The organism is Corynebacterium striatum ATCC 6940 (assembly GCF_000159135.1).
Classification (GTDB): Bacteria; Actinomycetota; Actinomycetes; order Mycobacteriales; family Mycobacteriaceae; genus Corynebacterium; species Corynebacterium striatum.
Genome location: NZ_GG667560.1, coordinates 1 through 417, shown reverse-complemented (window position 1 = coordinate 417; position 417 = coordinate 1). Strand labels below are relative to the sequence as shown.

Here is a 417-nt window from a genome sequence, read left to right as displayed (position 1 = left end):
CACCGTCAAGTATGCCAATTAAATCTTCCGGTGTCAATAGGAAATCCTATTTATAAATGTTAGAGTTATAGGCATGCACAATAAAGAGTATCGCCCTACACTCGCCCAGCTGCGTACCTTCGTCACCATTGCGGAAAACAAGCACTTTGGCACCGCCGCAACCAAGCTTGAAATCTCTCAGCCTTCCCTTTCCCAAGCATTAGTCGCACTCGAACAAGGCCTTGGAGTGCAGCTCATCGAGCGCTCCACGCGCAAAGTCATCGTCACTGCCACGGGAGAAAAGCTTCTCCCCTACGCCAAGGCAACCTTGGAAGCCGCTGACGCTTTTCTCGCCCATGCACGGGGCGCACACGGTACGTTAACCGGCCCCCTCACCATTGGCGTTATCCCCACGATTGCGCCATATATTCTCCCCGC

At 53.2% G+C, this 417-nt stretch carries 1 protein-coding gene; it reads left to right on the top strand.

Translation table 11 applies throughout. From position 1 onward, the window contains the following. Nucleotides 1–73: 73 nt before the first annotated feature. Nucleotides 74–417 (top strand): LysR family transcriptional regulator (locus HMPREF0308_RS12735; protein WP_005532371.1); only part of this gene is annotated, 344 nt, incomplete at its 3' end.